General features: G+C 52.6%; 22 protein-coding genes. 13 read left to right on the top strand and 9 right to left on the bottom strand.

Annotation, left to right across the window (positions count from 1 at the left end; genetic code table 11):
* The first annotated feature begins 27 nt into the window (after window positions 1-27).
* From aat to infA, 3 genes are all read left to right on the top strand, one after another.
* On the top strand, window positions 28-759 hold the full coding sequence (gene aat / locus QCD60_RS24640; RefSeq protein ID WP_279789403.1) for a leucyl/phenylalanyl-tRNA--protein transferase: 732 nt from the start codon (window positions 28-30) through the stop codon (window positions 757-759).
* Entirely contained in the window at window positions 749-1,450 is a 702-nt protein-coding gene (locus QCD60_RS24645) for an arginyltransferase (RefSeq protein ID WP_279789406.1), read from the top strand. The genes aat and QCD60_RS24645 overlap by 11 nt, the downstream gene beginning before the upstream one ends.
* Before the next feature lie 238 nt (window positions 1,451-1,688).
* Window positions 1,689-1,907 (top strand): translation initiation factor IF-1, encoded by a 219-nt coding sequence (gene infA / locus QCD60_RS24650; protein WP_027313218.1) that lies wholly within the window; start codon window positions 1,689-1,691, stop codon window positions 1,905-1,907.
* A 31-nt stretch (window positions 1,908-1,938) separates the two neighbouring features.
* Here the strand turns inward: infA and clpA are convergent, their stop codons facing one another.
* Entirely contained in the window at window positions 1,939-4,194 is a 2,256-nt protein-coding gene (gene clpA, locus QCD60_RS24655; protein ID WP_279789410.1) for an ATP-dependent Clp protease ATP-binding subunit ClpA, read from the bottom strand.
* Between the two features lie 20 nt (window positions 4,195-4,214).
* A complete protein-coding gene (clpS, locus tag QCD60_RS24660) occupies window positions 4,215-4,550 on the bottom strand; it encodes an ATP-dependent Clp protease adapter ClpS (RefSeq protein ID WP_110186355.1) in 336 nt (111 codons plus the stop codon).
* A gap of 246 nt (window positions 4,551-4,796) precedes the next feature.
* Here clpS and QCD60_RS24665 point away from each other — a divergent pair, with 246 nt between their 5' ends.
* A complete protein-coding gene (locus tag QCD60_RS24665; RefSeq protein WP_104154015.1) occupies window positions 4,797-5,033 on the top strand; it encodes a cold shock domain-containing protein in 237 nt (78 codons plus the stop codon).
* 276 nt (window positions 5,034-5,309) lie between these two features.
* On the opposite strand, the gene icd is transcribed toward QCD60_RS24665, so the two are convergent.
* Window positions 5,310-6,566, bottom strand: a complete 1,257-nt coding sequence (gene icd / locus QCD60_RS24670) for an NADP-dependent isocitrate dehydrogenase (RefSeq protein ID WP_279789413.1) — start codon at window positions 6,564-6,566, stop codon at window positions 5,310-5,312.
* A gap of 260 nt (window positions 6,567-6,826) precedes the next feature.
* On the opposite strand from icd, the gene QCD60_RS24675 reads away from it, so the two are divergent.
* From QCD60_RS24675 to purB, 6 genes are all read left to right on the top strand, one after another.
* Complete coding sequence (locus QCD60_RS24675; protein WP_279789415.1) at window positions 6,827-7,498, top strand: pseudouridine synthase; 672 nt, start codon at window positions 6,827-6,829, stop codon at window positions 7,496-7,498.
* A complete protein-coding gene (locus QCD60_RS24680) occupies window positions 7,449-7,937 on the top strand; it encodes an NUDIX hydrolase (RefSeq protein ID WP_279789417.1) in 489 nt (162 codons plus the stop codon). Before QCD60_RS24675 ends, QCD60_RS24680 begins: the two co-directional genes overlap by 50 nt.
* Before the next feature lie 61 nt (window positions 7,938-7,998).
* Window positions 7,999-9,123 (top strand): tRNA 2-thiouridine(34) synthase MnmA, encoded by a 1,125-nt coding sequence (gene mnmA, locus QCD60_RS24685; RefSeq protein WP_279791060.1) that lies wholly within the window; start codon window positions 7,999-8,001, stop codon window positions 9,121-9,123.
* A gap of 3 nt (window positions 9,124-9,126) precedes the next feature.
* Window positions 9,127-9,792, top strand: coding sequence for a high frequency lysogenization protein HflD (gene hflD / locus QCD60_RS24690; protein WP_279789419.1), 666 nt, complete (start codon window positions 9,127-9,129; stop codon window positions 9,790-9,792).
* Window positions 9,793-11,277: 1,485 nt separating this feature from the next.
* The gene (ltrA, locus tag QCD60_RS24695) at window positions 11,278-12,966 is read left to right on the top strand and encodes a group II intron reverse transcriptase/maturase (RefSeq protein ID WP_279789421.1); all 1,689 of its coding nucleotides are present in this window, start codon (window positions 11,278-11,280) and stop codon (window positions 12,964-12,966) included.
* Window positions 12,967-13,098: 132 nt separating this feature from the next.
* Window positions 13,099-14,466, top strand: coding sequence for an adenylosuccinate lyase (gene purB, locus QCD60_RS24700; protein WP_279789423.1), 1,368 nt, complete (start codon window positions 13,099-13,101; stop codon window positions 14,464-14,466).
* 103 nt (window positions 14,467-14,569) lie between these two features.
* Here the strand turns inward: purB and QCD60_RS24705 are convergent, their stop codons facing one another.
* On the bottom strand, window positions 14,570-15,595 hold the full coding sequence (locus QCD60_RS24705) for a quinone-dependent dihydroorotate dehydrogenase (RefSeq protein WP_279789426.1): 1,026 nt from the start codon (window positions 15,593-15,595) through the stop codon (window positions 14,570-14,572).
* 232 nt (window positions 15,596-15,827) lie between these two features.
* Here QCD60_RS24705 and QCD60_RS24710 point away from each other — a divergent pair, with 232 nt between their 5' ends.
* Window positions 15,828-17,753 (top strand): BatD family protein, encoded by a 1,926-nt coding sequence (locus QCD60_RS24710; RefSeq protein WP_279789428.1) that lies wholly within the window; start codon window positions 15,828-15,830, stop codon window positions 17,751-17,753.
* 62 nt (window positions 17,754-17,815) lie between these two features.
* Here QCD60_RS24710 and QCD60_RS24715 read toward each other — a convergent pair whose 3' ends face one another.
* Window positions 17,816-18,817 (bottom strand): tRNA-dihydrouridine synthase family protein, encoded by a 1,002-nt coding sequence (locus QCD60_RS24715; RefSeq protein WP_279789430.1) that lies wholly within the window; start codon window positions 18,815-18,817, stop codon window positions 17,816-17,818.
* Window positions 18,818-18,976: 159 nt separating this feature from the next.
* Here QCD60_RS24715 and QCD60_RS24720 point away from each other — a divergent pair, with 159 nt between their 5' ends.
* Both QCD60_RS24720 and QCD60_RS24725 read left to right on the top strand, forming a co-directional pair.
* Complete coding sequence (locus tag QCD60_RS24720) at window positions 18,977-19,573, top strand: glutathione S-transferase family protein (protein ID WP_279789432.1); 597 nt, start codon at window positions 18,977-18,979, stop codon at window positions 19,571-19,573.
* A 126-nt stretch (window positions 19,574-19,699) separates the two neighbouring features.
* Window positions 19,700-20,311 carry a riboflavin synthase subunit alpha gene (locus QCD60_RS24725; protein WP_279789434.1) on the top strand — a complete coding sequence of 204 codons (612 nt, stop codon included), beginning with the start codon at window positions 19,700-19,702 and terminating at the stop codon, window positions 20,309-20,311.
* 105 nt (window positions 20,312-20,416) lie between these two features.
* Here the strand turns inward: QCD60_RS24725 and choV are convergent, their stop codons facing one another.
* From choV to betA, 4 genes are all read right to left on the bottom strand, one after another.
* Complete coding sequence (choV, locus tag QCD60_RS24730) at window positions 20,417-21,583, bottom strand: choline ABC transporter ATP-binding protein (RefSeq protein ID WP_279789436.1); 1,167 nt, start codon at window positions 21,581-21,583, stop codon at window positions 20,417-20,419.
* A gap of 2 nt (window positions 21,584-21,585) precedes the next feature.
* A complete protein-coding gene (gene choW, locus QCD60_RS24735; protein ID WP_104154028.1) occupies window positions 21,586-22,428 on the bottom strand; it encodes a choline ABC transporter permease subunit in 843 nt (280 codons plus the stop codon).
* Between the two features lie 25 nt (window positions 22,429-22,453).
* The gene (locus QCD60_RS24740; RefSeq protein ID WP_104154029.1) at window positions 22,454-23,392 is read right to left on the bottom strand and encodes a choline ABC transporter substrate-binding protein; all 939 of its coding nucleotides are present in this window, start codon (window positions 23,390-23,392) and stop codon (window positions 22,454-22,456) included.
* Window positions 23,393-23,768: 376 nt separating this feature from the next.
* Window positions 23,769-25,433, bottom strand: a complete 1,665-nt coding sequence (betA, locus tag QCD60_RS24745) for a choline dehydrogenase (RefSeq protein WP_279789439.1) — start codon at window positions 25,431-25,433, stop codon at window positions 23,769-23,771.
* Between the last annotated feature and the right edge of the window lie 26 nt (window positions 25,434-25,459).

The raw sequence follows: 25,459 nt of genomic DNA on the forward strand, positions 1-25,459 counted from the left end.
TAACCAAATGAAACTGGATGATTATCTATGCTGCACTGGCTGGATGAAAGACTTTGGTTCCCTCCAACCACACAAGCAATGAGAGATCCCGATGGATTACTGGCAGCGGGAGGTGACCTCCGCCCTGAAAGATTGATCTATGCTTATCAACGCGGGATATTTCCTTGGTATAACGACGACTCGCCCATTCTATGGTGGAGTCCGGCGCCACGCTTCGTGCTTCAGCCCGGGCAACTGTACATTAACAGAACCCTGAATAAAGTCATCCGCAACCAGCCATTTACAATCAGCATAAATCGTGCCTTTCCGTCGGTGATAAGACTTTGTGCCGAAACAAAACGTGAAGGCCAGAATGGCACCTGGATCCACCCAGAAATGGTCGACGCGTATTGTACCCTGCACCAGCAGGGTTGGTCACATTCAGTAGAAGCATGGAGCGGAAGTCAGCTGGTTGGAGGCCTCTATGGCATGGCAATAGGCAGAGTATTCTATGGCGAGTCCATGTTCTCGCTACAGAGCAATGCCTCAAAAGTAGCTTTTGCTCTCTGGGCGCAACTTTTATTTGAACTGGGTTGTGAACTGATTGACTGTCAGATGAAAACAGAACATATGCAGAAACTTGGAGGGCAAGCAATTACCAGAAAAGCTTTTGAAGCGCTATTGATTTCAGCGAAGAAAGAGCCTAGTTACTTAAAACAAAGGCTATCGCCTTTGAATGGCATCACCCTCTTGGCGCAGGACCTCAGCAATGCAACTTGAACGAATGCGATTCTACGCCACGCCTGAGCACGAGTGCAGCTATCTACCAGGTCAGCACTCTAAAACGCTCTTTGTTGATCCTGATTTGATTATCACTAAAGATACTTATAGTTCTCTGTCAGATCTGGGATTTCGGCGTAGTGGCAAACATTTGTACAGGCCTCATTGCGACCATTGCAGTGCCTGTATCTCCGTCAGAGTCCCGGTCAATGAATTCAATCCAACCAAACGCCAGCAGCGCGCCTATCGCAAGAATTCAGGTTTAACTGCCAAAGTCTTAAATGCTCAATACAGCGAAGAACATTATTTACTGTACCAAAACTATATCAATGGCAAGCATGCAGATGGTGACATGTACCCCCCATCAGTGGAGCAGTATAAATCTTTCCTTGTTGATGGGCGTCCTGAAACTCAGTTCGTTGAATTCCGGCAGGGCGAACAGCTCATCATGGTTTCAGTAGTGGACAAGCTTGATCACGGCTTGTCGGCGATTTACACCTTCTATGATCCTGAAAGCAAAGCTAGCTTAGGTGTTTACTCCATCCTGTGGCAGATAGAAAGAGCCAAGGAACTGAACATGCCCTATGTTTACCTGGGATACTGGATCAAATCTTGTCGAAAAATGAGCTACAAGCTTGAATACCGCCCCTTGCAGCTTCTGCTGGATGGTCAGTGGCTGCAGTGCAATTGATGCCCAAACCTGAGCAAGCAGCCTCTATGTTCAAGATTGGTTTTTACACGACAAATCAAAAGATTCAGGCTCTGCAAACATCGTCACTTCTTAATGGCACCTCCAAAAGCCACAAAATCTAAACGAAATCACAGGATTATCTGCGAGGGACAGATTGATCCTTTGCCTGTTGCTCTCGCTTGAGGCACAATAGCGCCCGCAAAATCAAACCCGTTTACTCATCAACGAGGAAGGCTGAATGGCCAAAGAAGATTGTATTGAAATGGAAGGGACAGTGGTTGACACCCTGCCTAACACCATGTTTCGCGTAGAACTTGAAAACGGCCACGTTGTGACCGCTCATATTTCTGGAAAAATGCGCAAAAACTACATCCGCATTTTGACTGGCGACAAAGTCAAGGTGGAAATGACTCCTTACGACCTGACCAAAGGCCGTATCGTATACCGCTCCCGCTGATTCCGGCAGCGAGGACTCAGGGGAGCAGCCCTTAGGCTGCTTCCACCTCCAGCTTCAGATCGTCCTCTTCTACAGATACATTTACACGCCCACCCTTTTCACTTAGGGCTCCGAATAGTATGTCTTCTGCCAGAGGACGCTTCATCTTGTCCTGAATCAGACGGGACATTGGACGCGCTCCCATCTTCTCATCATAGCCATGCCTGGCCAGCCATTCGCGGGCATCTTCATCCACATCAATGACAACTTTCTTATCATCCAGTTGCGCCTGCAACTCGACCAGAAATTTATCAACGACGTGTTTGATCACATCTGGATTCAGTGGTTTGAACTGCACGATAGCATCCAAACGGTTACGGAACTCGGGCGTAAAGGTACGTCTCAACACTTCCATTCCATCTGTACTGTTGTCCTGACTGGAAAAACCAATAGAGCGTTTACTTAACTGCTCAGCTCCAGCATTGGTCGTCATTACCAGAATCACATGCCGAAAATCAGCTGTCCGCCCGTTATTGTCGGTCAAAGTACCGTTATCCATCACCTGCAATAGCAAGTTATAGACATCTGGGTGAGCCTTCTCTATTTCGTCCAGTAACAGCACGCAATGAGGACTCTTAGTGATGGCCTCAGTCAATAAGCCGCCCTGATCAAAACCTACATATCCGGGAGGCGCACCGATCAGACGAGAAACCGTGTGCTGCTCCATGTATTCAGACATATCGAAGCGCACAAGTTCTATACCGAGCATCGTAGCGAGCTGATTAGTTACTTCCGTCTTACCTACACCGGTAGGACCAGCAAACAGGAAGCAGCCTACTGGCTTATTGGGAGATTTCAAACCAGCGCGAGACAGCTTTATGGCCGCACTCAGGGTATCAATAGCTTCATCCTGACCAAAGACCACCATCTTGAGATTATTGTCGAGTTTGCGCAGCAACTCCTTGTCTGAAGCAGACACACTTTTTGGAGGAATACGAGCGATCTTCGCCACAACCTCTTCTATTTCGGTCACGTCGATAACGGATTTACGCACATCATCCTTCTGCAGACGTTGAAATGCACCGGCCTCATCCACCACATCAATCGCCTTGTCAGGCAAGTGCTTGTCAGTGATGTAACGCGCAGCCATATCTGCCGCAGCACGAAGTGCTGGGTCGGTATAGGACACGTCGTGATGCTCCTCGAAGCGTGATTTCAGGCCAAGCAGTATCTGGTAGGTATCATCGGCACTCGGCTCGAGCACATCCACCTTCTGAAAACGGCGTGCGAGAGCCCGGTCTTTCTCGAAAATACCGCGAAACTCCTGAAAGGTAGTAGAGCCGATACATCGCAACTCGCCTGAGCTCAACAAAGGCTTCAGCAAATTGGATGCATCCATTGCCCCACCTGATGCGGCTCCCGCTCCGATGATGGTATGAATTTCATCGATAAAGAGCACTGCATGCTTTTGCTTTTTCAGCTGTGCAAGCAAGCCTTTGAGGCGCTTCTCAAAGTCTCCGCGATACTTAGTACCAGCTAGCAATGCGCCCAAATCCAGAGAATAGATAACGCTCTGCTTGATAATCTCAGGCACCTGCCCTTCCACGATCAGCTTTGCCAACCCTTCCGCGATAGCCGTTTTACCAACTCCGGCTTCCCCGACAAGCAACGGGTTATTTTTACGTCTGCGGCAAAGAATCTGTACAACCCTTTCAACTTCGGACGCACGTCCAACCAAGGGATCAATCCGCCCCTTAAGAGCAAGTTCATTTAAGTTGGTAGCAAAGTTCGATAACGGATTGCCTTGCTGAGCCTCAGCCTGCTCAGAGCGCTCCTCCTGCTCGGACTCAGCCTCAAAATCATGATCTTCCGTCACTTTCGAAATACCATGAGAAATGAAATTAACAATATCAAGCCGCTCTATTCCTTGTTGATGAAGGATATAAACTGCCTGACTTTCCTGTTCACTGAAGATGGCAACAAGAACATTCGCCCCGGTAACTTCTTTTTTACCCGAAGACTGAACATGAAAAACGGCACGCTGAATCACCCGCTGAAAGCCCAAGGTAGGCTGCGTTTCTCTTTCCGGATCTGAATCTGGAATCAACGGTGTAGTAGCGTCAACAAATTCAGCTAAACCTTTGCGCAAATTCTCAAAGTTAGCTCCGCATGCCTTCAAAACCTGCACTGCATCTTTGTTGTCCAATAATGCGAGGAGCAGATGCTCAACGGTCATGAACTCGTGCCGCTTCTCACGTGCAACGCGGTACGCCAACCCCAAGGAGAACTCAAGATCTCTGTTTAACATAGCTTTGCCCTTCTTCAGGTTTAACCAACCCGCTCCACTTCACACATCAGTGGATGCTGACTCTGGCGCGAATACTGATTGACTTGCTGCGCTTTAGTTTCAGCAACATCTTTGGGAAACACGCCGCAGATTCCTTTTCCTTGATGATGCACAGCCAACATAACCTGAGTCGCACTTTCCTCATCCATGTTGAAAAAGTATTGCAATACATGGACCACAAAATCCATCGGGGTGTAATCGTCGTTCAGCATGACCACCTGATACATAGGCGGCGCTTTAAGCTGAGGCTTGGCAGGCTGAACAACGAGTCCATGACCCGAGTCTGGATCATGATCTCCCGAGAGCCAAATACTCATGTTTTCTCGCTTCTCCTTAAGTTTTCCCTCTGGAATCATACTTCTGGTTCTGGTGTGACTCCACCCTAATTAGTGAGTACAAAAACTCTCAACTTCAACGCTGGCAGACCATGGGAATTTGTGCCAGACTGCCTTAACACAACTTACAAAACTTTATCGAGCTTGCATCTTGTTACAGGATGCAATGCCATCTGCTATGATGTGGCCGCATAACGAATAACTGTCAGTCATGTAGGAGACGTTGTCATGCACACAGGGAAAGTAAAGTGGTTCAACAATGCCAAAGGTTACGGATTCATTCTGGCCGAGGACGGTGGCAACGAAGATCTGTTTGTTCACTACTCCGCTATCCAAGTGGAGGGATACAAGACCTTAAAAGCGGGACAGAGAGTCCAGTTTGAGACAGCACCGGGACCTAAAGGCACGCATGCCATCAACATCCGCCCCCTTCACGATCCATCTTCGTTAGACTCAGTCTCATAGACCTATAACCTACCCACTCCATTTGAGTATGTTGTGGGGCTTCAGTATTGAGATGACAAGGTGGGAGAACCTCCCACCCACACTTTATTTAGTGTTCGTTCACGCCTTTTATGTCAACTTAGAGGCAGCCTTGTAACCTTACCCAACACCGACCAGTTACTTCAGACAACTTTATACATCTGCAATCTACTAAAACAAAAACGCCCGCGCTATATGAATAGCGCGGGCGTTCAAGCTCAGTTATCTCCACTCAGTCACACTGAGTGGAAAAACCAATTACATATTAGCGACGATAGCGTCACCAAACTCTGAGCACTTCAGCAGCTTGGCACCTTCCATCAGACGCTCAAAATCATAGGTAACAGTTTTGGCAGCAATTGCGCCTTCTGTACCCTTGATGATCAGATCTGCAGCTTCAGTCCAACCCATGTGACGCAGCATCATTTCAGCAGAAAGGATGACAGAACCAGGGTTCACCTTGTCCTGACCCGCATACTTTGGAGCAGTACCGTGAGTAGCTTCAAACATAGCTACATCATCAGACAGGTTGGCACCTGGAGCAATACCGATACCGCCCACTTCCGCAGCCAGTGCGTCAGACAGGTAGTCACCGTTCAGGTTCAGAGTTGCAATTACATCATACTCAGCTGGGCGCAGCAGAATCTGTTGCAGCATAGCATCAGCAATTACGTCCTTGATAACAATCTGCTTGCCAGTTCTGGGGTTTTTCATGGTCATCCATGGACCGCCATCCAACAGCTCAGCACCGAACTCATCACGAGCAACTTCATAGCCCCACTCTTTGAAGGCACCTTCGGTGAACTTCATGATGTTACCCTTGTGAACCAAGGTCAGTGAGGAACGGTCGTTGTCGATAGTGTACTGAAGCGCTTTACGCACCAGTCGCTTGGTACCCTGTTCAGATACAGGCTTGATACCGATACCACAACCTTCAGTGAAGCGGATCTTCTTGACGCCCATTTCTTCGGTCAGGAACTTGATCACTTTTTCAGCTTCTGGCGAGCCGGCTTTCCACTCAACGCCAGCATAGATGTCTTCCGAGTTCTCACGGAAGATCACCATTTCTACATCAGCAGGATTTTTTACAGGGCTGGGTACACCAGTAAACCAACGCACTGGGCGCTGGCAAACGTACAGATCCAGCTCCTGACGCAGAGCTACGTTCAGAGAACGAATACCACCGCCTACTGGAGTAGTCAGAGGGCCTTTGATACTTACAACGTAGTCTCTAACGACTTCGAGAGTTTCAGCTGGCAGCCAGGTATTTTCATCATAAACCTGGGTAGCTTTCTCACCCGCGTATACTTCCATCCAAGCGATCTTGCGCTCACCACCGTAGGCTTTCTCAACGGCAGCATCGACAACCTTGATCATTACAGGGCTAACGTCAACACCGATACCGTCACCTTCGATGAAGGGGATAATGGGGTTGTTGGGGACATTCAATGACATGTCCGCATTTACGGTAATTTTTTGACCGTTCTCAGGCACCTGAATCTTCTGGTATCCCATTCTCAGCTCCGTGATGATGATTTTAGTAGAACAAGAGGGAGACGGAAGTATACGCCTGTTAACCAGATCGCAGTAGGCTTATTTTTGTAGTAATACTACCGCTTTAGTCGAAAATCCTGCCCGCCTGCTGAACAAATAATCAGCAACGGCGCTGACTGGCGTCATGTAGTCGCCGAAGATGAACATAATGTTTTTGCATGGACTGACCTTTCTCTTACCATAGCTACATTCACCTCGACGATCCGGTACAAAACCAGCTGATGGCCACCCTTTATCTGTTTAACAAACCATTCCAAGTCATGTGTCAGTTCACAGACGAAGGAGAGCGCCAAACGCTGGCGCACTACATAGATGTGCCTGATATCTACCCTGCGGGCAGACTGGACTATGACTCGGAAGGACTATTGGCCCTGACAGACTGCGGACCTTTACAACACGCCATTGCCAATCCTCATAACAAAATGGCGAAGACCTATTGGGTTCAGGTTGAAGGAAATATTCCTGCCGAGGCGATAAATGCGCTGCGGCAGGGAGTAACACTCAAGGACGGCCCGACTCTCCCTGCCCAGGTGAGTCGCATTGAACAACCTCATCTCTGGGAACGAATCCCTCCTGTACGCTTTCGGGCAAACATCCCCACGTCATGGCTTGAAATCACCATAAAGGAAGGGAGAAACCGTCAGGTTCGCCGTATGACGGCTGCCGTCGGCTACCCAACTTTACGGCTGGTTCGTGCAGCCATCGGTGAATGGAAACTTGAAGACCTGTTACCGGGACAGTTTAAATGCCTGGAAGTTAGTGTGCCCACTGGAAGTACGACAAAAAATCAACGACAGTCACCCAAAAACAGAACAATAACTGGCAATTCTGGAAAGCGATCACATGAGTCCAGCAAACGCAGCAGTACATACCACCGTAGCCACCGTCGTTGAGCACGATGGCAAAGTATTGATGGTTGAAGAGCGAGCCACAGAGCCTAACGCCAGCACTACCGTCTGGAATCAGCCTGCTGGACACTGGGAGTCTGGAGAATCCCTGATAGCAGCGGCACAACGAGAAACACTTGAAGAAACCGGCTGGCAGGTAAAAATAACGTATCTTCTCGGTATTTATACCTTCGCTGCCCCCAATGGAGACAGTTATTGCAGAGTTTGCTTTGCCGCCACGCCCATACAACAGCTGAGCTCCCGGCTTGATCCTGATATACTGCGCGCCGACTGGCTTGATCCTCGGGGCATTCTCCAGCAACCAGATTGCTGGCGCTCACATCTGGTGGGTCGGGCAATCAAAGACTATCTGGACGGCAAGCGCTACCCCTTGGAAATAGTGCAGGAAGACCCTATGTTGTCACCCTTCAACTATTCAGTCTGACTAGACCTCCCTGGCCGATCTGCATCAGCAAACAGATCCGATACGGCAAGTCCGCTCTTATATTGAAAGAAAACGAATGAACCCAGCTCAAACCAAAGTCATCGTAGGCATGTCTGGAGGCGTAGACTCCTCTGTATCTGCACTTCTGCTGTTACAACAGGGCTATCAGGTTGAAGGCCTGTTCATGAAGAACTGGGAAGAGGATGACGGCACTGAATACTGCACTGCCATGGATGACCTGGCCGACGCACAGGCTGTCTGCGACAAGCTTGGTATAAAGCTGCACAAGGCCAACTTTGCCGCCGAATACTGGGACAACGTGTTTGAGCACTTCCTCGAAGAGTACAAAGCAGGTCGCACCCCTAACCCAGACATACTCTGCAACCGCGAAATCAAATTTAAAGCCTTCCTCGACTATGCACACATGCTGGGCGCTGACCTGATTGCCACCGGCCACTACGTACGCCGAGATGACAGCAGTGGCCATACACAACTCCTAAAAGGCCTTGACCCTAACAAGGATCAAAGCTACTTCCTGCATGCAGTGGGCGAGAAAGAACTGTCGCAATGCCTGTTCCCGGTAGGCGAATTGCCAAAACCTGAAGTACGCAAACTGGCCGAGCAGCACGAGCTGATCACACACAATAAAAAAGACAGTACCGGAATATGCTTTATTGGGGAGCGCCGCTTCAGCGACTTCCTTAAACAATATTTACCAGCACAACCTGGCAACATTGAAACGCCCGAGGGTCAGGTACTTGGCCAGCATCAGGGCTTGATGTACCACACTCTTGGCCAGCGACAGGGCCTGGGGATTGGCGGCCTGAAAGATTTTGGTGACGCCCCCTGGTATGTTGCTCAAAAAGATCTGGAGCGAAATGTGCTCGTAGTGACTCAAGGGTCAGATCATCCACTGCTGTTTAGCCAGGGCCTGGATGCCAGCAGGATCTATTGGATTGATGGTCAGGGCCCAGAGCTTCCCTACCGCTGCAAAGCCAAGACCCGTTATCGTCAGCCTGACCAGGAGTGTGTAATAGAGCGCCATCCAGACGGTGTAGGCTACAGAGTCTCTTTTGATCAGCCTCAGCGTGCAGTTACTCCCGGCCAGTCTGTTGTGTTCTATAGTGATGACCGCTGTCTGGGCGGGGGAGTCATCGAGTTCACCTTCAGCGATCAGGGTAAATAATCCATGGCAACGCCCTATGAGTCCCAGGCGATGGCCCTGGCTGCTGTCTTTCAGGTTGCAAGACTGGTTGATGATATTGCCAAGCGTAACTCGTTTTCTCCTGGCCCCTTTGAGACCTCAATCGGCAGTCTGTTTGTGATGAATCCAGACCAGGCAAGCGATGTTTACGGTGATTACGATGAGCTGCATTTTTCGCTGGCCCCCGGCTTACGAGAACTGCGTGCCATGCTCGAAAAGGATACTGATCAGAACCGGGACATTATCCGCTATGCCATCAGCCTGCTACACCTTGAGCGCAAGCTGGATAAACGCGGGGACATGCTCGGTGCTATTGCATCTAAAATGCCAGACATTGAACGTCAAGCCAGCTTCTTTGCTGACGATGAAGCACAGAGCGCTAGGGAGAAGTACTGCCATGCCAATGTGCTAGCTGCTCTTGCGGGGCTTTATCAGGATACACTCAGTACCTTTACATTCCGTATTCAGGTGGCAGGTAATCCGGCTAACCTGCGTGACAGTCAGAACGTTAACCGCATTCGTGCCTTGCTTCTGGCAGGTATCAGAGCGGCACGCCAGTGGCGCCAGCTGGGTGGCCGCCGCTGGCAACTCATCTTCTCTCGCAGCAAACTGCTTGATGCCTGTAAAAAACTGCAAGGCAGCCATTACTAGTCATCCTGTAAATATCGGTAGCCAGCCTCAGTGCTGGCCACCTTCACACCACCCCAGACAGCATACCCAACCCCTATTTAGTTGAGCCACGCAGACAAAGTTCCGCTATAATGCCGCCTCCTGTGCGACACGTGTAGCGTGTCCTCTTGATACCCACAACCAGCTCCGGCAGGTGGGGGCAGCTCGTTGAGCTGTTGTCTGAAGAGACAGGAGCACTGGTAGTTACTTCGGCTATCAGGGCGCTGCCAGTGGGCAGTGCTGTCCGCAAGGATACGAAGGTCCTTTTGGCACGGATGTGCCCACCCGACGGTCTCCTCGATACGTCAATCCAGTCTCGGCTGGAGGTCTATATGGCAGAGGACGGGCAGACGCTTCGGCTGCCGGGGCCATCCTAATGCAGGATGGTTGTCCGCAAGGACGAGAAGAGCCTTTTGGTACGGATGTACCCACCCTGACGCCTGTCTCGGCACGTCAGTCCTGCGGTTCGCCACAGGAGTGCATATCTTAGCCGGTATGTTCAGAGATACCTGATTAATGGACCTCGGTCCATTGTTGTCGTCGTACAGGGTTGTACGGCGTATTCCGGTAACGGGATGATCAGGAAACAGTAAAGGGACACTGCAAGGATCGGAGCCCAAATCCAATCAGCACAATGAAAAATTGGACGTCGCTCAGGAAGAGCTGTAGGTGCCATAGCGGAAGCCCGTCTTCCGTTTTCACTTAATCAAGAGGTTCAGAGCTAAAGCTCTGTTTACCATTGTCGGGGTCCGTTTCGGCGGACAAGTCGACCTGTTGTACGACCAACAGTAACCCACGGGGACATGCAGGGCGGGTAACTGCCTTGTGTGAAGCTCCCCCGGAATGTAACCCTCCCGCAAGGGGCGCTGGCACTTTGTGAGAAGTGGCAACGGATTCTCGGAGCAGTACCGGGATGAGGGGCTAGGTTGGCTGGTAGGGGAAACGTAAGTGAACTGCTGATAAACGTCGTAAGCATTGACAAGCCTAAACTGCTGACAGGCTTGAACCAAAAGGTGTGTGGCCGGTTATCCTCGTAGGAGGTGAGGATACGTCGTCATGAGAGCCATCGGCGAAGAGGCAGTCCCTAACCCAGTCGTGTGGTAAGCAGGGAACGTGGTAAGACCGTATAGCTGCCCTTCGGGGCAGGAGCGCCGTGAGGCAATCTGTTGGCTGTGCGGTTATGGGAGGGTGGAGAAAGCGAAGGCCATCCGGTAATAGGATGGATAGGGGTTTTAATGTCACCCCACGGGAAACCGGGCAGACTTCCACTTGGCAGATCGTCGTAAGGCGGCTGTTACCCTCTTACCTTTGAGACCATTAAACACTTCGGTGAACCCTGAGTTCACCCTACTACACACTCGGCAGACCCTGAGTCTGCCTGTTGCTCTACCCCTGACGGGACAGTTTTTCCCGTCAGGGAGAATGCTGTCTTCGTTCAGGATCATGGTCTTGAATAAGGAAGGCAGCATGAAAGAACTGACGCGCGAAAGCGTGATGTCTGCGCCTACCGGCGGACCGTTGGTGTGGCACGAGGTCGATTGGCAACGTGTGCAACGGAACGTCAGAGGAATGCAGATTCGTATTGCGAAGGCTTGTAAGGAAGGCAAATGGCGGAGGGTGAAAGCCCTGCAACGGCTGCTGACCCGCTCACGTTCAGCCAGATTACTGGCGGTGCGGCGAGTGACTGAGAACCAGGGTAAGCGCACGGCGGGAGTCGACCGCGTACTCTGGGATACGCCCGAAAGTAAACAACTGGCGGCGGAAACATTGAAACGCCGGGGGTATCGCCCTCTGCCTCTGCGCAGGGTGTATATCCCCAAGAGTAATGGGAAGGAACGTCCTCTGGGCATCCCCACCATGTATGACCGGGCCATGCAGGCGTTATACCTGCTGGCATTGGCTCCTGTCGCGGAAACACGGGGCGATCCCAACAGCTACGGCTTCAGGATCGAACGGTCAACTGCGGACGCCATGGGTCAGCTCTTTGTGTGCCTCGCCAAAAAGGCGTCAGCCCAATGGGTGTTAGAGGCAGACATTAAAGGCTGTTTTGACCATATCAATCACGACTGGCTGGTCCAGCATGTCCCTACGGACAGGCAGGTACTGACCAAGTGGTTGAAAGCGGGGGTGGTCCACAAGGGCCAGCTCCAGTCGACAGAGGCAGGAACGCCACAAGGGGGAATTATTTCTCCGACCTTGGCTAATATGGCGTTGGACGGTTTGGAACGTGAGCTTCAGCAGTATCTGGGGAGAAAGCGTTCCAAACAGGACAAGGTTAATGTTGTGCGGTATGCGGATGATTTTGTCATCACAGGCGCCTCGAAAGAGGTACTGGAAAATGACATCCGGCCTTGGGTAGAAACATTCCTGCACACGCGGGGATTGCAACTGTCCGGGGAAAAGACGCATGTCGTCCACATTGACCATGGCTTTGATTTTCTGGGATGGAATTTCCGCAAATACGGCGGCAAGCTCCTGATCAAACCAAGCAAGAAAAACGTGCAAGCGTTCTATCGCAAGGTCAAGGAAATCATCGACGCCAATAAAACCGCTAAGCAGGAGAATCTGATTCGCCTGCTGAACCCGGTGCTGAAAGGATGGGCTTTGTACCATCAGCCGGTGGTGGCCAAGGCAACGTTCAGCCGTTTGGACGACCTGATTGCTCAGGCGGTACGAAAATGGGCTAAGCGTCGACACCCAAACAAGGAGCTACCATGGGTAATGGATAAATATTTCCGCCCCATTGGTGAACGCTCAAAGGTGTTTGCCGCCACGGTAAAGAATGAGTGGGGCGACAAGTCGGTGGTAGCGCTGTACGCGCTGGCCAGTACACCGATAGAACGACACAGAAAGATCGCGGGGGACTACAACCCCTTCGATCCCGACATGGAAGCCACAGGTGAGGCGCTGCGAATGAGTCGGATGCTGAATAAGCTGAAGTATCGTAAGCAGATTGCCAGTCTGTACACCCAGCAGAAAGGTCGCTGTGCGTTATGCAAGGAACCGGTTACCAAAGAAACAGGATGGCACGACCATCATATCGTTTACCGCTCACAAGGGGGTGACGACACACTGAGGAATCGGGTACTTTTGCATCCTGTGTGTCATGCTCAGGTTCATAGCTGTGGTTTAACAGTAAACAAGCCGGTCCACTAAGTGGGCTTAGTTTAATCTGCTCGAGCCGTGTGCGGTGAAAGTCGCACGCACGGTTCTACGGGGGGGATGGCACAGTAATGTGCTGTCCCTACCCTACCTAAATCATCAATCAGGAAGCTGCGAGACGCTCTGATGGAATTATCCGCCCTCACCGCTGTATCGCCCATTGATGGCCGCTACGGTAGCAAAACAGCACCATTCCGCGCCATTTTCAGTGAATACGGCCTGATCCGTTTTCGGGTTACTGTAGAAATTCGCTGGCTGCAGCGCCTTGCCAGCCATCCACAGATCAACGAAGTCAAACCACTGAGCACAGAAGCTAATGCGTTTCTGGATCGCCTGGTTGACAGCTTTGGTCTGGAAGACGCTCAGCGTATCAAAGACATCGAACGCACCACTAACCACGATGTCAAAGCCGTCGAATATTTCATCAAGGAAAAACTGCAAGACGTGCCAGAACTGAACGCGATCAGCGAGTTCGTTCACTTCGCCTGCACGTCCGAAGATATCAACAACCTGTCACATGCGTTGATGTTGCAGGAAGGTCGCGACAAAGTGCTGCTGCCTTCAATGCAGCAGATTGTTGATGCGGTAAGCAAACTGGCTCAACAGTACGCCACCCAGCCAATGCTGTCTCGCACTCATGGCCAAACAGCCTCGCCGACTACCCTCGGCAAGGAAATGGCTAACGTGGCTTATCGCCTGCGTCGCCAGGTTGAGCAGATCGGTAAAATCGAATTCTTGGGCAAAATCAACGGAGCGGTAGGCAACTATAACGCTCATCTGGCCGCCTATCCTGAGGTTGACTGGCAAGCCAACGCACAGACTTTTGTCGAAAGCCTTGGCATTACCTTCAACCCTTATACCACCCAGATTGAACCGCATGACTACATTGCCGAACTGTTCGATGCAATCGCGCGTTTCAATACCATCCTGATTGATTTTGATCGTGACGTCTGGGGCTATATCTCCCTCGGTTACTTCAAGCAACGCACCATTGCCGGTGAGGTGGGTTCTTCCACCATGCCGCACAAGGTTAACCCTATCGACTTCGAAAACTCCGAAGGCAATCTGGGCATCGCTAACGCCGTATTTCAGCATCTCGCCAGCAAACTACCCATCTCTCGCTGGCAGCGTGACCTGACTGACTCCACCGTATTGCGCAATCTCGGCGTAGGCATGGGCCACAGTTTGATCGCTTATGAAGCCAGTCTGAAAGGCGTCAGCAAGCTGGAAATGAATGCTCAGCGACTGAACGATGACCTGAACAACAGCTGGGAAGTGCTGGGTGAAGCCGTACAGACCGTAATGCGTCGCTATGGCATCCCTGAGCCCTATGAAAAACTCAAGGCTCTGACTCGCGGCAAAGTGATCGATCAGGCTGCCATGCAAGCCTTTATCGATGGACTGGAGCTGCCAGAGCAGGTCAAGACCGATCTGAAAGCCATGACTCCGGCCAGCTACATCGGCAATGCTGATGCACAGGCCAATGCGCTCTGATCTGTAACAGCAGATACTAGTGATACAAAAACGCCAGCTGTTTAGCTGGCGTTTTTGTATCTACAGATTGGCGAAAATTACGCTTGCGGCTGCGCTTTCGTTATCAGACCGCCACCGCGTTCAATGTATCAACACACTCACGCACCAGTGCGGGTCCACGGTAAATCAAACCTGAATACAGCTGCACCAGGCTTGCACCTGCCTGAATCTTTTCCAGTGCATCATTGCCCTCGAGGATGCCGCCCACACCGATGATAGGTATCGCCCCTTTCAGGTGCTCACTCAGGACATGAATGGCTTGGGTCGATGCCTCACGAACCGGCAGTCCACTCAGTCCACCTGCTTCGGTACCATGACGAACACCCGCCACAGCATCGCGCGATAGGGTTGTATTAGTGGCAATCACAGCATCCATTCCTGACTCGACCAACGTATCAGCCACCATCCGGAATTCATCGGCCGTCATATCGGGCGCTATTTTCACAGCAATCGGCACATTGCGCCCGCCTTCCGCCGCAAGCTGCAGACGCCGCTCATGCAAGGGACCGAGCAGCGCTTTCAAAGACTCGCCATATTGCAACGTACGTAGCCCGGGCGTATTGGGAGAAGAAATATTAACCGTGATATAGCTGGCGTGGGCATAGACCGCATTCAGACACAGCAGGTAGTCATCCAGCGCACTCTCCACTGGGGTAACGGCGTTCTTACCAATATTGATACCCAGAATTCCGTCAAATGAGGACGACTTCACATTACGGATCAGCTGTTCAACACCGTGATTATTGAAGCCCATGCGGTTGATGATGGCTTGTCGCTCTGGCAGCCTGAACAGTCTGGGCTTGGGGTTGCCTGCCTGAGGACGAGGAGTGACAGTGCCAATCTCCAGAAAGCCAAAACCCAGGGCAGCCAGCCCATCAATGCACGCACCATTTTTATCAAGCCCGGCAGCCAAACCGACGCGATTAGGGAAACGCAGACCCATTACTTGTACAGGTTTGCTGGCATCCGTGTCCGCGCACAGCCGAGTCAAACCCAGGCGAGCCGCAGCAGCCAGCCACTCCAGTGTCAATTCATGCGCTGTTTCAGCAGACAGTTTGAACAGTAACGGACGCACCAACGAATACACCATAACCCCTCCTCTCTAAGGCGCGGCTATTATACCCAGCTGCCTCAAAATTACCCCTCTTCGATTCCACCATACCAATCGATAGGCCATAGCGCTCTACTGCCCTGCCCGACCTTCAATATCTACCTTTATTGCGCACCCAGGTTATCGGCTGAATCGAATGAGTTGCGATGCTACCCAGCGGCGGCCGCATTCAGTAAGATGCCGGTACATGTGTTTGGGAAGGACGAAGTCGATGTCTCGTAAGGCTTTGCTGTTCGCCTCTGGCATCTGGATGTTTTCAGCCTCAGCATTCGCGGAAGTGACAGCAGAGCTGGCGCAGTCCAATGTCCGCCTGGGTGAAACCGTTACTTTGACGTTGATGGTCAGTGGTGCCGTCGTTGATCAGCCACCACAACTCGCTTCGCTGAACCGTGATTTCGATGTGCTCGGTAGCCGGGCTAACAGCGTCTTTCGTTATGCCAATAACAGCATGCAGAAGACGACACGCTGGCAGGTGCAACTCAAACCGCGCCAGACCGGTTCGCTCAATATCCCTCCCATTAAAGTTGGCAATGAAAGCAGCGAGTCGCTGCAGCTGAATGTTAATGCCTCTGCATCCGTGACCTTTGGCAATGAAGTCACTGGCACGATCAACTCTGATAACGGTGACTCGGTACAACAGACCGGTGGCTATTACGCCGACAGCAATGGGAATGGCGACAGCAGCGACGGTAGCTCCGATGCCAATAAGCCTGAAGATGCGGCACTGACCGAAGAACAGCAGGCCGCGCTCAGCGAAAACAAGGAGACCAGGAAAACCGCCGCAGCTCCAGCTGTACCTCTGGTTTCCTTCGATATCGAATTCAAAGAGCCTCCTCATCTGATGCCCGGCATGCCGATAAAAGTCATGCTGCATTTGAACCATCAGGGCTCTCTGCTGCCTGCAGCTCGCATCATCCCGCCTGATCTTGGCGATGCAAGACTGGTGGAGCTGAACAATCCTGCTCCCTTTGTGGACGAGACGCTGGATGGACGCAAAATTCGCCATGTACAGCGCAATTACCTGCTTTATATCGATACTGCGGGCACTTACACCCTGCCTGCCTTCAACTTTGTGGGTAACGTTCAGACCGAAGATGGCAACGCCCAAACAGCATCACTCTCAACCGCACCGCATAACTTCAATTTGCAGGAAGCGGCAGCCAGCCCGCTTAACCCAGCTTATGACCTGCAGATGGATGCCAGCTGGAATCAACCTCTCACCAATCTGAAACCTGGTGATCGTCGCGAACGAACACTCAATATCAAGATAAGCGGTTTACCTTCCGCCAGCTTGCAATTGCCGCCCCTGCCGCAAATTGATGGGATCACCATTGACCAGGGCATTGCCAGCCACAACGACATCACCAGCACTGATGGCATTGAATCGACCCTGAGTGTCGTGCAACGGTTTACCTTTAACAAACCGGGACGTTTCACCTTGCCCGACTGGCAACTGAACTGGTGGAATATCAACACCTCTGCCATGGATAATCTGCCCCTGCCAGCGCAGACAGCAGACGTTCAGGCGCCGGGAGCTGCCACAGCAAGTGATCAGAACGCTGACACCACCTCAGGTGCTATCACAACCCGTCTTGCTCCACCGGGCGTTGACGGACAGACCACCGATATCCCACTGCAGAGTAATCAGCCAACAGCAACGCCCTCCAGCCTGTTGTGGCCAGCACTGGCAGCACTGGCGTTAATGCTTGCCCTGCTGGTGGCAGGTCGCGCCTGGTGGTTAAGTCGGAAGGTACATCGTCTGGAAGGCTATCTGGATCAGCTGCAGCAGCAACAGGAAGAAAAGAAGCAGATTGCCAACGAAAGCGAAATTTACGAAGAACTGGCGCTGCTATGCCATGCGAACCAACCCAAGCTGGCCAAACTAAAGCTGATTGAATGGGGGCAGTGCGTCTGGCCCGGCGAGGGAGTCGCTACCCTGCAAGACATCCGTGAGCATGCCAGGCACCCCACACTCAATTACGTTCTTGAAGATCTGGAGTCGGCGCTCATTGCGGCAGAAGAGCGGACGCCTTATGAGTGGCACAGCGACCTGCTACTGCAAATGCTGAACGAAATTCGGCATCGGATTATTCGCGCCAAAACCGACGCTATGCTGCAGTTCAATGCGCTAACCTAAAGCTCTCCAGACAGCATGAAGATTCGCGATGGCTGCTTCTGTAAGCAGTCATCGCCATCTGCCTAGCTTGCTGCCGACAACTCCTGCACTACGGCGTGCACACGCTCGGCAAAACGCTCAGGGTCACGCTCAGACTGAAGCAACTCCACCCACTGACGTAAATCAGGCATTGCTCCAGCCAGCATTTTCAGCCATTGTTTAACCCGACCGGGAGCAAACTTGCTGAGCATTAATTGCTGATTTCGCTGCAGAAACCACTCCAGCCAGGGTGCTATCTCTGCCAGCACCGGTGCCGCCCTCTCCTGTCCACTCAAGGACGCACGAATCTGTAGCGCCAGCCAGGGTTGTGCCACCAGTCCACGACCAATCATGACATCCTGACAACCACTTGCCTGACGGCAGGCATGATAATCCTCCACCGTACAGACATCGCCATTCGCTACCACAGGGATAGCCAGCTGCTGCCGGACAGGCTCAATCTCCTGCCAGTGTGCAGGTGGCTTGTACCCTTCAACCTTGGTGCGCGCATGAATCACCAGCTGACTTGCCCCAGCCTCTTCAATGGCTTTGGCATTCTCCATTAATAGCGAGCGATCCTTGTAACCCAAACGCATTTTTGCTGTCACAGGAATGTTATCTGGCACTGCCTGGCGCACTGCCCGAACAATGGCAAAAAGTGTCTCAGGCTCTTCAAGCAGCACCGCACCACCACGATGCCGGTTAACTGTTTTAGCAGGGCAACCAAAATTGATATCCAGCGCTGGCGTACCCAAACGGGCGGCCCGCTGGGCATTTTCTGCCATCCAGTCGGCATCACTTCCCAGTAACTGCAACACCACCGGTGTACCGGCCGGCGTACGCCACGCATTATCAATTTCGGGACAAATACGCTTGAACACCTTTACAGGCAGTAACTGATCAGTAATGCGCAAAAACTCAGTCACGCACTCATCAATACCGCCAATCTGCGTCAGCATATCGCGCATGATGTGGTCAACCAGCCCCTCCATGGGAGCCAGGAGAATACGACCTGCTGAATGAGACGGCATGGTCACTTGATTCACTTTTTACTCTTGCCTCTTGGCCGACCGCTAAAGAAAGCGGACAAGCATAGGCTGAACTGGAAAAGAATCAATCTATAGCCCACAGTTAGAACGCATCGGAGCAAATACAACGGGGTCGCTCCGATCAACCAGCAAGAACAATAACGAAGGATTGCAACTATGATGACTCTCTATGGTATGTCTGCCTCCGGCCACAGCTACAAGGTCAAACTGATGCTGGAACAGGAAGGCATTGCCTACCGCTGGGTGGAAGTCGATATCCGCAACGGCGACAGCCGTACTCCTGAATTTCTCGCCAAGAACCCCTGTGGCAAGGTGCCTGTACTGGAGATAGCACCGGGGGAATATTTGTATGAGTCCAACGCCATCCTGACCTTTCTTGCCCGCGGCACACATTACTGGCCTGATCCGGCTTTCCCTCACGCCAAGGTAATGGAGTGGATGTTCTTCGAGCAGAGCAGCCATATGCCCTATCTGGCACCCGCTCGCTTTATCAACAAATTTCTAGGGACAGACGACGCTCGCCGCGCAGAACTGCCAACGCTGCTGGAAAAGGGCTACAAAGCCCTCGACATCATGGAGCGCCAGCTGGAAAAGAGCCTGTATCTGGTCAATTCCCACTACAGCATTGCCGACAATGCGCTGTTTGCTTACACCCATATCGCCCATGAAGGCGGTTTTGATATGAGTCGCTATCCAGCCATCCATGCCTGGATTGAGCGCGTGACCCAGACACCCGGCTTCGTTGCCATGTAACTCACCCCCTTCCATTATCGACTCAGGCAGCCCGACGACGATGTCGGTCGCTGCCTGCTCCGGACTACATTCACTTCGCCGTTTGCCCTATCATGTCGGCACTCAATGTCTGACGGAGCTGCCTCCATGTTCACCGGTATAGTGCAAGGCCTGATCAAAGTTAAAAGCCTGATTCGCAAAGAAGAGTTCTGTACGCTGGTACTGAGTTTTCCTGAAGGCAAAACAGCTGGACTGGTACCCGGCGCCAGCGTGGCGATCAACGGCACCTGCCTGACGGCAACTGAAATTCACGGCAATGACGCACACTTTGACGTGATTGCCTCTACCCTGCGCATAACCAATCTGGGTGAGCTGGATGTCGGCAGCGTCGCCAACTTTGAGCGTGCTGCGCGCATTGGCGATGAAATAGGTGGCCATCAGACGTCAGGGCATATTCACGATCTGGCGGTCATCAGTGCCCGTGAAGACTTCCCCGACAACTGCAAGCTCACTTTTGAGGTACCTGATGCCTATCGCAAGTATCTGATGGACAAAGGTTACATTGCACTGAATGGTTGCAGCCTGACTATCGCCGGGCTTACCGAGAAGGGCTTTTTTGTATTCCTGATTCCTGAGACGCTGGGCGTCACGACCTTTGGCTCAGCCAAGGCTGGTGACAAGATCAATCTCGAGATTGACCCCTCCACACAAACCATCGTCGATACTATCGAGCGCTATCTCGCGACCCGTAACGCATAAACAGATAAAACAAAGGCCAGTGGACGCCATCTTCCCACTAGCCTTTGCAGCACCACCCATGAGCATCCTGCAGGCAAAGGTGACACGGCCTTTGCCTGACCCGGATCAAATCAGCGCTTCGTAATAATCCTCATCCGTCAGCACACCAACACAGTTACCCTCTTGCTCGAGGCAGACCGGCAGACCTGTGCGATAGCGAATTTCCATGGCTTCGCGCATGCCTATTTCAGCAGGCGCCATCACCGCCATCCCTTTCTGGATGCCGTCCATACTGCCGTTACACTGCCAGTCGGTAAAAGGCACCGTGGCAGTATGACTCTTCAGGGCGACAATCTTGCCCTGCTCGTTCTTGACCAGACACATAGCAGAGCCGATGTCGATCTGATGACTGACCGGATCTTCGGCCAGACGATCCAGCGGTGTCATCAGGCTCTTACCCTTGAGCACCTTCAGCGGATTGGTATGAGCAACGAAGTTCTTCACATAGTCATTGCTGGGATGCAGGACGATGTCCTCAGGCGCACCCGCCTGGACGATCTGTGCAGATTCCATAATGGCAATGTGAGTACCAATTTTCAGCGCCTCATCCAGATCATGGCTGACGAACAGAATGGTCTTGTTCAGGCGCTTCTGCAGGGTGATCAGCTCATCCTGCAACTGACTGCGAATCAGCGGATCCAGCGCCGAGAAAGGCTCATCCATCAGCAGGATGTCGGTATCCATAGTGAACGCACGGGCAAGGCCAACGCGCTGCTGCATACCACCTGACAGCTCATTGGGCTTGAGGTTTCGCCACTCAAACAGCCCGACCAGCTCCAGTTTCTCCTCCACCTGCTTGGTCCATTCCTTGCGGCTCATGCCCTGCATTTCCAGACCAAAGGCGACGTTCTCCGCCACCGTCAGCCAGGGCATCAGAGCGAACTTCTGGAACACCATGGAAACACGGTGAGTACGCAGGTGACGCAAGGTGGCCTCATCACAGCTGGCGACGTTGACACGACGATCGCCATCCTCAACCCATAACTCCCCACGCGCGATGTCGTTCAGCCCATTGACCGTGCGCAGCAGACTGGACTTGCCTGAGCCAGACAAGCCCATCAGCACGCATATCTCGCCTGACTCGACACTGATGGTGGCTCCTTTTACCCCGACCACATCACCATTACGCTTGCGAATCTCAGAGCGGCTAAGCCCCTGATCCATCAGCTTCAGGGTTTCAGCCTTGTTCTTGCCAAAAATGACATCCAGATCACGAATTTCCACTGTAGCCATGCTTACTCCTCCGATGCTCCGGGTCGACGGCATAGACGATCCAGAATGATGGCCAGCAATACAATTGCCAGACCAGCTTCAAAGCCTTGCGAAACGTTGACCGTATTCAGTGCACGCACCACTGGCTTGCCGAGACCATCGGCTCCTACCAGCGCCGCAACCACCACCATCGATAATGACAGCATGATGCATTGTGTGACTCCGGCAGTGATGCTGGGCATCGCCGCAGGCAGTTCAACACGGAACAGCAGCTTCATTGGTGTGGCACCAAATGCCTTACCCGCTTCCAGCAGCTCGCCAGGCACCTTACTGATACCCAGATAGGTCAGGCGAATCGGCGCGGGTATCGCGAAGATAATGGTCGAGATCAGACCTGGCACCACCCCCAGACCAAACAGGATCAGAGTAGGAATCAGGTAAACGAACGTGGGAATGGTCTGCATCAGGTCCAGAATCGGACGCAGGAACTGATACATCCATGGCCGGTGAGCAGCGGCAATACCGATAGGTATACCAATCAACACCGACAGGAAGGTTGCCATCAGCACCATCACCAGCGTATCGAGCATCTCGCGCCAGTACCCCAGATTGAGGATAAGCAACAAGGATGCCACTACAAAAATTGTCAGAACAACACGGCGCTGCAGCCACCAGGCAAAGACACCAACGATTGCGACCAGGGCGAGTGGTGGGAATGCATTAAGCACTCCCACCAGGCCCATGATCACGCCCTCAAGTAACCAGGAAACTGCATCAAAAAAGCTCGATCCGTTGGCAATCAGCCAATTGACGACGTTTTCAATCCAGTGACCCAACGGGAGTTTATGACCAGTTAGCCAGTCCATGCGGACACCTCAATTCCAATCTAAATTACAGGCCAAGATAGGCTTTAACAGCAGGCAGAGCAGGTTTGCCATCCAGGGTCGTTACACCTTCCAGCCACTTGTTCAGCACATCCGGGTTATTCTGCAGCCACAACTGCGCCGCATTATTGGGCTGCATGTTGTCATCAAGGATGGAGCCCATGACTTCGTTTTCCATCTTCAGGCTGAAGTCCAGGTTGTTGAAGAACTTGCCGAGGTTGGGGCAGTCAGCGGCATAGTCCTTACGCACGTTGGTGTATACCGTCGCACCACCGAAGTCGGGACCGAAGTAGTCATCACCACCCGACAGGTAAGCCATTTCAAACTTGCTGTTCATGGGATGCGGCTCCCAGCCAAGGAATACGATCCACTGCTTGCGCTGCACCGCACGAGCCACCTGCGACATCATGCCCGCTTCACTGGACTCAACCAGCTCCATGTCCTTCATGCCAAAGGCATCTTTCTTGATCATGTCCTGAATCAGGCGGTTACCGTCGTTGCCTGGCTCGATACCGTAAATCTTGCCCTGGAACTTGTCGGCATTCTTGGCGATATCCGCAAAGCTGGTCACCCCTGCGTCATAGACGTACTTGGGCACCGCCAGGGTGTATTTAGCACCATGCAGGTTGGCCTTGAGACTGACCACGGTACCGGCATCCAGATACTTCTTGATATCCCCTTCCATGGTTGGCATCCAGTTGCCCAGGAATACATCGATATCCTTATTAGCCAGTGAGGTATAGGTCACGGGAACCGACAGCAGCTGCGTGGTGGGCGAGTAGCCCATGCCGGTCAGCACTTCGCTGGCCAGTGCTGTGGTTGAGGTGATGTCAGTCCATCCAACATCTGAAAAACGGACCTTTTCGCAGGAACCTGCAGCGAGACTAACGCTTGCAACTGCCGAAAGGCCGACAGCCAGAGTGAGATTGACGAGTGCTTTTGCCATATCGATGTCCTTCTACTTGGTTGCTCCTGTCTGTGGCGCCACACGCCAGCAGACAGCTCTGGGTAAGCCCTGGACATCCGCATCAGGCGGGTCCAAGTATGAAGTGACTCAGTCCCTTTCGGTGCGCCGCTATCGCGGCGACTGAGAGGGCAAGCTCATTTTCTCTATCTTGATCAGGGGGTTGTCAGTTAGTAGCTGATTATTTGTTATTCGTTGTTATCGCCAGTGGCGCAGCAACCTGCGCAACCGGATTACTACCCGGATAGCAGCCATACGTTGCGCTGCTCCCCGTCCTGCTCTGTGCTGTTGCACAGGCCGGAGCACCTCCGCTGGCGGACATGCTCACGACATTCTTCAAAGTTGGCGTTTCCCGCCCTCAGCGCTGCTCGGTTTGCCAGTGCGGGTGAATCCATACCGGTGCATCACTGGGTGCCAGCGGCTTACGTCCGCGAATAGCATCAGACAGCTTTTCCGCCATCATGATGGTGGGCGCATTGAGGTTACCGCTGACAATACTGGGCATGATGGAGGCATCCGCCACGCGCAGCCCTTCAACACCAAACACCTTGCCATTGCTATCAACGACGGCCATCGGATCATTAGCGCTGCCCATCTTGCAGGAGCATGAAGGATGGTAAGCACTGTCAGCACGGCGACGGATAAAGTCGTCGATTTCCGCGTCCGTCTGCACCTTCTCACCGGGCTGAATTTCATGTCCGCGGAAGTTATCCAGCGCCGACTGGGCAAAAATCTCACGGGTTAGCTTGATGCTCTGGCGCATTTCCCAGAGATCCCGTTCCGTTTCCAGATAGTTTGGCTGAATTTCAGGGTATTCAAACGGATCGGCCGAGCGCAGCTTGATATAGCCGCGGCTGGTAGGACGCATCGGCCCCACGTGTGCCTGAAACGCATGACAGTCTCCCTGATCCCGACCGTGATCATTTACCAGACCGGGCAGGAAGTGATACTGGATGTCAGGATGCTGAACACCGGCTTCGGTACGAATAAAACCACCGGCTTCGAGATGAGTGGTTGAGCACCAGCCTTTCTTGGTCAGGAACCACTCGACGCCCCACGCCACCTGCTTGTGCATCTTGGTGGAATCAAACAGGGTGATCGGCTTTTTACAGGCCTGCTGAATATAGATCTCCAGGTGATCCTGCAGGTTCTGCCCCACTCCCGGGCGATCTGCGACTACCTTGATCCCCAGCGCCTGCAGCTCGTCAGCCGGGCCAACACCCGACAACAGCAGGGTCTGGGGCGAATTGATGGCACCGCCACTGAGGATGACTTCCCGTTCGGCGCGCACCTGCACCGTCTGGCCATCCTGAATGTATTCGACCCCCACAGCACGCTGCCCCTCGAACAGAATGCGGGTGACATGCGCCCCCACTTCCGCCGTCAGATTGGGGCGTTCCAGCGCCGGGCGCAGGTAGGCCTGTGCTGTACTCCAGCGCTTGCCATCACGGATGGTCATGTCCATCACACCGAAGCCTTCCTGCTGATAACCGTTCATATCTTCGGTGTAGGGGTAGCCCGCCTGCTTGCCTGCTTCAATAAAGGCGCTGAACAGGGGGTTGGGGAAATCACCGGTATGCACATGCAACGGGCCGCTGTCACCGTGATAGGGATTACCACCTACCTGCCGGGTTTCTGCTTTACGGAAATACGGCAAAATCTCGGCATAGCTCCAGCCTTCAGCGCCTTCCTGGACCCAGCGATCATAGTCAAACGCATGGCCACGAATATAAACCATGGCGTTCAGCGCAGAACCACCGCCCCATACCTTGCCGCGTGGCCAGTACATCTTGCGGTTATTAAGATGCTTCTGTTCCTCAGTGCTGTAGTACCAGTTGTACTTCTTATCCATCAGGTTGTACGTCAGGGCAGCTGGCATATGGATTTTCCAGGTGTCATCCCTACGCCCGGCTTCCAGTACCAGCACCTTGGAATCGCTGTCTTCGCTGAGCCGGTTAGCCAGCACACAGCCCGCAGAGCCGGTGCCGATGATGATGTAGTCGTAGGCGCTCGCCTTGGTCATGGTCTTGCCTCGTTGCAATCGTGTTT

The sequence above is a fragment of the Pokkaliibacter sp. MBI-7 genome (assembly GCF_029846635.1).
GTDB lineage: Bacteria > Pseudomonadota > Gammaproteobacteria > Pseudomonadales > Balneatricaceae > Pokkaliibacter.